Source organism: Arthrobacter sp. 05L421 (genome assembly GCF_056397785.1).
The window spans coordinates 333,548-340,874 of record NZ_JBFTOC010000003.1; the positions used below are offsets into that span (position 1 = coordinate 333,548).

The 7,327-nt window shown below is 66.3% G+C and carries 7 protein-coding genes; 1 reads left to right on the plus strand and 6 read right to left on the minus strand.

Features of this window, described 5'->3' with window-relative positions:
* Window positions 1–16: 16 nt before the first annotated feature.
* On the minus strand, window positions 17–1,039 hold the full coding sequence (locus AC1DKQ_RS06510; RefSeq protein WP_476883210.1) for a LacI family DNA-binding transcriptional regulator: 1,023 nt from the start codon (window positions 1,037–1,039) through the stop codon (window positions 17–19).
* A 170-nt stretch (window positions 1,040–1,209) separates the two neighbouring features.
* On the minus strand, window positions 1,210–1,671 hold the full coding sequence (locus tag AC1DKQ_RS06515; RefSeq protein WP_476883211.1) for a hypothetical protein: 462 nt from the start codon (window positions 1,669–1,671) through the stop codon (window positions 1,210–1,212).
* 491 nt (window positions 1,672–2,162) lie between these two features.
* Between AC1DKQ_RS06515 and AC1DKQ_RS06520 the strand changes: the two genes are divergently transcribed.
* The gene (locus AC1DKQ_RS06520) at window positions 2,163–2,981 is read left to right on the plus strand and encodes a GAF domain-containing protein (protein ID WP_476883212.1); all 819 of its coding nucleotides are present in this window, start codon (window positions 2,163–2,165) and stop codon (window positions 2,979–2,981) included.
* Between the two features lie 58 nt (window positions 2,982–3,039).
* Here the strand turns inward: AC1DKQ_RS06520 and AC1DKQ_RS06525 are convergent, their stop codons facing one another.
* From AC1DKQ_RS06525 to AC1DKQ_RS06540, 4 genes are all read right to left on the minus strand, one after another.
* Window positions 3,040–3,633 (minus strand): NADPH-dependent FMN reductase, encoded by a 594-nt coding sequence (locus tag AC1DKQ_RS06525; protein ID WP_476883213.1) that lies wholly within the window; start codon window positions 3,631–3,633, stop codon window positions 3,040–3,042.
* 102 nt (window positions 3,634–3,735) lie between these two features.
* Window positions 3,736–5,004, minus strand: a complete 1,269-nt coding sequence (locus tag AC1DKQ_RS06530) for an N-acetylglucosamine-6-phosphate deacetylase (RefSeq protein WP_476883214.1) — start codon at window positions 5,002–5,004, stop codon at window positions 3,736–3,738.
* Window positions 5,005–5,096: 92 nt separating this feature from the next.
* Window positions 5,097–5,972 carry a formyltetrahydrofolate deformylase gene (purU, locus tag AC1DKQ_RS06535; protein WP_476883215.1) on the minus strand — a complete coding sequence of 292 codons (876 nt, stop codon included), beginning with the start codon at window positions 5,970–5,972 and terminating at the stop codon, window positions 5,097–5,099.
* 2 nt (window positions 5,973–5,974) lie between these two features.
* On the minus strand, window positions 5,975–7,327 hold a 1,353-nt coding region (locus AC1DKQ_RS06540), incomplete at its 5' end, for an L-serine ammonia-lyase (protein WP_476918485.1).

Here is a 7,327-nt window from a genome sequence, read left to right on the forward strand (position 1 = left end):
TGTTGCCGGCGATCAGCTAACCTGCCGGCGGGCCGAGGGACCCCCGCTCAATCAGGGGGCACTCCAGTTGCGTCTGGGCTGCCGGTACGCCGGGATTTTCAATGTCGTCCAGGATTCGGTTGACCGCCCACCTGCCCATTTGGTAGTGGGGGAGGGCGACGGTAGTGAGTCCCGGCCACAGGGCGTCTGCGATGATTTCGAGATTGTCGATCCCCACAATGGAGACGTCCTCCGGAATGCGCAGTCCCAATGCAGTGGCCGCTTGGTAGGCGCCCATGGCAACCCTGTCACTGAAGCAGAACAGGGCCGTGGGGCGGTCGGGCTGACCGAGAAGGCCCAGCCCGGCCTCGCGGCCTCCCGGGGTTCCGGCCGGACCGATCACGAAATGGCGGGGGTCGTGCTCCAGGCCGTGCCGCCGGAGAGCGTTGAGGAAACCCTCCCTGCGGCCGTGCGTAGCGGGGATGTCGTCCATGTTGTTGATCATCCCGATCCGGGTGTGGCCCGCCTGGATGATTGCTTCAACAGCAGTTTCGGCAGCGCCCACCTCGTCGGGGATAACCGACGAAATGGACCTGTCGCCGGTGACGGCGTCCAACAGCACGGTGGGAAGGCCCTCCAGTTCCGCCGGCACCTGGACACTTTGGTGGTACATCCGGGCATAGACCACCCCATCCACCTGATGCTGCCGGAGCATGTTGATTTCACGGTTCTCGAGCTCGCTGTCCAGGCCCGAATTGACCACCATCACCACATAGCCGCGGTCGTAGGCCGCGTCCTGCGCCCCGCGGATCATGGCTCCTGCAAAGGGAGTGGTGGTGATTTCGTCACTGACCAGGCCAAGGATTTGGGAGCGCTGGTTGCGCAGTCCGCTGGCCATTTTATTCGGGGCATACCCAAGATCCCTGGCCACGTCCCGCACGTGCTGCTGCGTTGCTGCCTTCACCCGGAAACTCGTGGCGTCATTGAGGGCATGCGACACAGTGGTGACTGAGACCCCGGCGGCCTTGGCCACATCCCTTATTCCCACTCTTGTCGTCATTGACTTCCCTTTGCAAAACGTTTTGTTTCTGGTGTGAGCTACGCTACACAAAACGTTTTGCACTTGTCAATCAAAGTAGTGAACGCAAATGAACGACGGCGGGAGTTCCCGCCGTCGTTCATTTGCTTATTCCGCTGCGCTGGTCCTTCAGCGACACTACAAAGGCCGTACTAGCACTTGACCTCGGTCCGGAGGTCGCGGACCGCGGCCTCAACGTTCGAAGCTTCGTCCCGGAGGGAATCAGCTGCCTGCTTCAAGGTGGCGTCGTTAGGCACCGCGGCGACTGCGGCGTTGAACTTGGCTTCGGCGGACTTAACGGCCTCCGCCCGCTGTTGGGCGAGGTTCTCGCTTGCCTTGGCCAGCTCTTCATAGGTCTTAGCGACCTGCTCTTGGGCCGCGCGGACCTGCTCGATCGTGGCGTCCGGCTTCAGCGTGTCCTTGAAATTTTTCAGAGCGGCGGCATGGGCATCGGCGGCAGCGCAGACCGCCGACATGCTCGCGGGCGGGCTCGAGATGGTCGCCGTAGGGCTTAAAGTGGCGGCCGGCGGGCTGCTTGGGCTGCACCCGGTGAGCAGAGCGACGGCGGCTCCGAGCGCGATGGATCCCACGAGGATTGCGTGCGGTCTCGACATTGGAAGCTCCTATCCCAGGTGGGCTGGCCCCCGAGCATCGGGCATCGGCGGGCATCTCCATCGTCTGCCTGTACGCCGGCACGGACCTCATCCGCCGGGGGTGAAATGGGTGGAAATCCAAGGCCAGCCTGGACGGGCCAAATGGCTCTTTTGGGACGGGGGGAACGCGGGTATAAATGGTTGTGCCACGGCGGACGGGTCCTCCGCGACTGGTGTTGAAGCCGGGGCGGGCGGTCCAGGGAGGGACGTTGGAACCTCCCTGGGCCGCCGCGGGGGCTGGTGCGGTTCGCCGCCGTGACCGGAACGGCTGACCGGAACAAGTTCACCGGGACAGGCTCACGGGAACAGCCCACCGGAACGCGCCGGGACCCCGCGTTATTCGGCAGGGTCTCCGGCCTTGACAGATGGTTGGCGCGGCGGTGTCCGGCCGGACGTATGCTGTTTTCATCGGTTCAGCAGTGAGCTGCGTGCTTTGATCTCGAGCGTGGAACATGACCCAAGGAACTGCAAGAGACGGCCGACCGGATCGTCAGGCCTCCTTCTGGGAGCTGCACTTCAACGATCCGGATGTCGGCGCCTTCCTCAGCGAGGCCATGAGCGAGTTTGTCGACGACCTCGGCGGGCCCGGCCGCGGGATCAGCTGGGCAATCACCTTGCTCGGGTCCGCAGAGGCCCTCACCCTGACCGCGGGCAGTGCACCCGCGCGGGCCGCGGATGAGGCGCAGCGATCCTTCGACGACGGGCCTGCCCGCACCGCCGCTCGCAGCGGTGAATTTGTGTTTGTGGGCGACACATCCCTCGAGCGGCGCTGGCCGGGGTACGCCGCCGCAGCAGCAGCCTTTGGAGTCCAGTCCCTCGTGTCCGTTCCGCTGAGCCCACCATCGGTATTTCAGGCCGCGGTGAACTTGTACGCGCCCTGGCCGCACGTGTTCACCAGCGCAGACATCACCGCAGCGGCTCGGCTGGCCCGCCACCTGTCGCGGGCATTGCGTTTGGTCCAGCAGCTGTCGCTGAGGTCCGGGAGCAGCGCCGATCTCTCCTCGGCGCAGCTCTCCCGGGCGCTGGCCGGCCTGGCATTGCGGACGCTGGTGCGGGAGTACGGACTCAGTGAAGAGGGAGCGCTTGACTACCTTCGGGGCGTCGCGGGCGGAGCTACGCGGGAAACGGCCGGCGGCACGGTCCATGTCCTCGTGCCCGATTCCGTTCAAGTCCAGAAAGAACCTCAGTCCAGCACCTATGCCGCGGCACCGCACGGTGTGGACACGCCTCCCGTCCGTCGGCGGCGGCGCAGAACGGAGACCCCGGCTTAGCCGGACGTCGGAAAAGGCTCAGCTGGCCCCGGTAAAACGCGTTCCGCCAAGGCAGTAGTTAGGCAGCGCTGGCGTCTTCTCTTCCGTGGGTTTGGTCCGGGCGGAGGATCTTCAGCGCGCCGGCCCAGGCGATCACTTGGTCAAACACGGTCTGCAGGTTCTGCTCCGCGGCCTCTGTAGGAACGAAGGCGCGGTAGTTCACGAATTCTGTGGCCAAGGGCAGGGCGACCTGGGCCCGGACGTCCGCCATCTGCAACTCTGCGGCAACTCCGCGGAAGTGTTCCACGGCGCGGATGCCGCCGCTGCTTCCGTAGCTGACAAACCCGGCAGCTTTGTTGTTCCACTCCTTGTAGAGGTAGTCCACGGCGTTTTTCAGCGCCCCGGGAATGGAGTGGTTGTACTCGCCCGTGACGAAGATGTAGCCGTCGAATCCGTCAACAGCTTCGGACCAGGCCTTGGTGTGCCCGAGGCTGTACCGGCCCAGGGACGGCGGCAGCGGCTCGTCGAGAAGCGGCAGATCGAAGTCGGCGACGTCGAGGACGTCAAAGCGGGCATCGCCGCGTTCTGACGCCCGGGAATGGACCCAGTCGGCGACGGCCTTTCCGAGGCGGCCGGGCCGGGTGCTCCCGAGCACGATCGCGATGCGGATCATGGCGGGCTCCTTCCGGAAGTTATTTCTACCCACAATCAGAACAACAAACAAGACGGCTCGAAACTTCCGCAGTCGCCGCCGGTGCGCCACGGGATCAGGGTGCTAATGCGCGGCGTGCCGGTGTCCCGGCAGGATGCGTCCGCCGCGCAAAACGGCCACGAGTTCGAAGCCCGGGTCAACGGCGATGACGTCGGCGCGCATTCCGGTCCGGAGGCCACCGATCTCGGTTTCCAAGCCCAGAACGCGGGCCGGGACCAGGGTGGCGGACATGACGGCATCGGCGGGGCTCACGCCCGCTGCGATGGTGGCGCGGACAACCTCCAGCAGGGTCGCCGTGCCCCCGGCAAGGGCGCCGTTGCGCCCCAGGGTGGCCACGCCGTCGTGCACCACAACATCCGAGCTGCCCAATTCGTAGGTGCCGTCGGACAGCCCCGTTGCCGCCATGGAGTCTGTCACCAGCGCGATGCCCTCGGCTCCGACCAGGTCAAACACCATCCGGACCGTCTCCGGGTCGAGGTGGACGCCGTCGCCGACGAGTTCGACCACCGCTGTGCCGGCGGCCGCCAGTCGCAGGCACGCGGCGACGGGTCCGGGACTGCGGTGGTGCAGGGGAGGCATGCCGTTGAACAGATGGGTCACCGTGGGCCGGGCCCGCGGCCCGAAGGCCCCTCCGGCCGAGGCACTGCCCATAAGCACCGCGGCCTCCGCCAGGGAGGCGGCCGCCACGCGGGCATCGGCATTGGTGTGGCCCAGCGAGGGGGTGACGCCGTGGTCCGTGAGAATCCGGACCAGGTCACTGGCGCCGGGCAGTTCGGGGGCATAAGTCATGGTCCGCAAGGTCCCGCCGGCGGCCGCCAGCAGGCGCCGGAGCAGTTCAGGATCGGGGTCCCGGAGCCAGCGGGGGTCCTGCGCGCCGCAGCGGGCCGAGGAGAGGAAGGGCCCCTCGGAATGGACCCCTGCGATCAGTCCCTCAGCCGCCAGGAACTTGAGCACGCCCAGCGACCGCACCAGCTCAGCGCCCGGGGCCGTAACCAGGCTGGCCAGCAGGGTGGTGGTCCCGTTGCGGTGCAGGAAGTCCACCGCCTCCCGGCAGTCCCGGTCCTCCCCGGTTGGGAATCCGCCGCCCGCGGCGCCATGGCAGTGGAGGTCAACAAGCCCGGGAAGCAGTGAACTGCCGTCCGGCAGCGGGAGCTCCTCCACCCCCGGGAACTGCCTGGCGTCAAAGCCGCCGCCAGGTCCCGCGTAGGCGATCCGGCCGTCTTTCACCGCCACCACGGAGTCCTGGCCGGCAGTACCGTCGCTGAGGAGGGTGCCCCGCAGGAGGTAGGCGGGAGCGGCAGCGGCGTCACGGTCCTCGAGGGTAAGGGGCATGGTGCTGGTTTCTGTCTGGCGGGGCGGTAGCGGGCGGGTACAGCTAGTTGAAGACTAGCGTGACAGCTCCCGGAGCCACCGCCGTGCCGAACCTAACGCAGCACCACTGTCCTGTTGCCTTGGAGGATGACGCGTCCCTCGCAGTGCCAGCGGACGGCGTTGGAGAGTGCCTTGCACTCGGTATCGCGTCCGGCAGCCACGAGATCGTCCGGGCCGAAGGTATGGTCCACCTCCACCACTTGCTGGGAGATGATCGGCCCTTCGTCCAGCTCCGCGTTGACATAGTGGGCGGTGGCACCGACCGTCTTCACGCCCCGGGCATGCGCCTGGTGGTACGGTTTCGCGCCCTTGAAGCTGGGCAGGAAGGAGTGGTGGATGTTGATGGCGCGGCCGTCCAGCTGGCGGGTGAGGTTGTCGCTGAGGACCTGCATGTAGCGGGCCAGGACCACCAGTTCCACGTCCATGCGGTCGATCAGTTCCAGGAGCCGCTGTTCGGCCGCAGGCTTGGTGTCCGGGGTGACCGGCACGTGGAAGAAGGGGATGCCGTGCCATTCAACCGTCCGCCGGTGATCGGGATGGTTGGACACGACGCCGACGATCTCGATGGGCAGTTCACCGGTGCGTGCCCGGTAGAGCAGATCGTTGAGGCAGTGCTCGAATTTCGAGACCATGATCAGGACCCGCCGTTTGGTCCCGTGCCGCCGCAGCTCCCAGCGCATGCCGAACTTTTCGGCGACCGGCACAAACGCGTTCCGGAGCAAATCCTGCGTGGCGTGGTCCCCGGCCGAGGCGAAATGGAGCCGCATGAAGAAGTGGCCGTCCAGCATCGAATCGAATTGCTTGCTTTCCAGGATGTCGCAGCCCTGATCCAGCAGGAAGCCGGAAACGGCGTGGACTATCCCGCGCGTTTCCGGGCAGTCCAGGGTCAGGACGTGCTCCACAGTGTCGGGTGTCTGGTTCGCGGCCATGGTCAGCACTCCACGACGTTCACGGCGAGGCCCCCGCGGGAGGTTTCCTTGTACTTGGTTTTCATGTCAGCTCCTGTTTCGCGCATGGTCTTGATTGCTTTGTCCAGCGAGACTTTGTGGCTGCCGTCGCCGTGGAGGCACAGGCGGGCGGCGTTGATGGCTTTGACGCTGGCGATGGCGTTGCGTTCGATGCAGGGGATCTGCACGAGCCCGCCGACGGGGTCGCAGGTCAGCCCAAGGTTGTGTTCGATTCCGACTTCGGCGGCGTTTTCCACCTGTTCCGGGGTGCCGCCCAGGACTTCGCAGAGTCCGGCCGCCGCCATGGAACAGGCCGATCCGACTTCGCCCTGGCAGCCCACCTCTGCCCCGGAGATGGAGGCATTGATCTTGAAGAGGATCCCGACGGCAGCCGCTGTGAGGAGGAAGCGGATAACGCCGTCGTCGTCGGCTCCGGGGACGAACTTGACGTAGTAGTGCAGCACGGCCGGCACAATGCCTGCAGCGCCGTTGGTGGGAGCAGTGACAATCCGGCCCCCCGCGGCGTTTTCCTCGTTGACGGCCAGCGCGAAGAGGTTCACCCATTCCATGGCGAGCAGCGGATCAGCCGGCACCTGGACGAGCGAAGGGTTCCGGGCATCCGCCTCGGCGCTGACGGCGGATGCTGCCAGTGTCCGAAACAACGACGGGGCGCGCCGTTTGACGTTCAACCCGCCGGGCAGGATGCCCTCGGCAGCGCAGCCATTGTCCACGCACTCGCGCATGACCGCCCACAGGGCCAACAGCTTCTCCCGGAGTTCGGCTTCGCTGCGCCAGACGAGTTCGTTGGCCAGCATGACGTCGGAGATGGACATATTCTTACGGCGGCATATATTGAGGAGCTCGTCGGCTGTTGTGAACGGGTAGGGCAGGACCGTATCGTCTGCCACCACGTGGTCAGCGCCTCGGGCCGTGCCGTCGACGACGAAGCCGCCGCCGATCGAGTAGTAGCTGCGCTCCTTCAGTACTGTTCCGGCATGGTCCAGTGCCCGGAAGGTCATGCCGTTGGGATGGGCCGGAAGGGATTTGCGGCGGTGCAGGATTAGGTCCTCGTCCCAGTTGAAGTCGACCCGGTGGTCCCCGCCGATCCGGAGTTCGGCGTCCAGGGCCGCGGCTGCCACCTGGTCATCTGCGGTGCCCGTGTCCACGCTCTCGGGGTCCTGGCCCTGGAGCCCCAGGACCACGGCCTTGTCCGAACCGTGGCCCCGGCCGGTGGCGCCGAGGGAACCGAACAGCTCGGCCTGCACCCTGGTGGTAGAGCTCAGCTGCCCGTCGCTTTTTAGCCCGTCCGCGAACCGCTTGGCCGCCCGCATCGGGCC

Coding starts and splice junctions, on each gene's coding strand:
- AC1DKQ_RS06510 (WP_476883210.1), bottom strand. CDS start 1,039: ATGACGACAAGAGTGGGAATAAGGGATGTGGCCAAGGCCGCCGGGGTC.
- AC1DKQ_RS06515 (WP_476883211.1), bottom strand. CDS start 1,671: ATGTCGAGACCGCACGCAATCCTCGTGGGATCCATCGCGCTCGGAGCC.
- AC1DKQ_RS06520 (WP_476883212.1), top strand. CDS start 2,163: ATGACCCAAGGAACTGCAAGAGACGGCCGACCGGATCGTCAGGCCTCC.
- AC1DKQ_RS06525 (WP_476883213.1), bottom strand. CDS start 3,633: ATGATCCGCATCGCGATCGTGCTCGGGAGCACCCGGCCCGGCCGCCTC.
- AC1DKQ_RS06530 (WP_476883214.1), bottom strand. CDS start 5,004: ATGCCCCTTACCCTCGAGGACCGTGACGCCGCTGCCGCTCCCGCCTAC.
- purU (WP_476883215.1), bottom strand. CDS start 5,972: ATGGCCGCGAACCAGACACCCGACACTGTGGAGCACGTCCTGACCCTG.